This window comes from Pseudoalteromonas sp. CR1 (assembly GCF_019392235.1).
Classification (GTDB): Bacteria; Pseudomonadota; Gammaproteobacteria; order Enterobacterales; family Alteromonadaceae; genus Pseudoalteromonas.
Genome location: NZ_JAHXRM010000296.1, coordinates 1 through 267, shown reverse-complemented (window position 1 = coordinate 267; position 267 = coordinate 1). Strand labels below are relative to the sequence as shown.

The following is a 267-nucleotide window of genomic DNA, read 5'->3' as shown; positions in this document are numbered from 1 at the left end:
AACAGATCGCCGAGCTGAACCTGGCGAATGCCCGCCATGTGCTCGACCTCGTGCAAACCCGCTACGATGCGGGCTCCGCCACCGCACTGGAACTGGCGCAACAAAAGAGTCTGGTGGCCAGCCAGCAACGCCAGTTGCCGCTGATTCAACAAGTGGCCGAAGAATCGTTGATCACCCTTGCAGCCCTTCTTGGCCAGCCGGTCCAGGCCCTGGACCTGGGCACCGAGTCGTTCCAGGCGCTGACCTGGCCGGTGATTGGCCCGGGCG

At 64.0% G+C, this 267-nt stretch carries 1 pseudogene; it reads left to right on the top strand.

Annotated elements, in window-relative coordinates:
• A pseudogene (locus tag KZZ04_RS19470) lies at positions 1–267 on the top strand (TolC family protein); the annotation flags it as partial.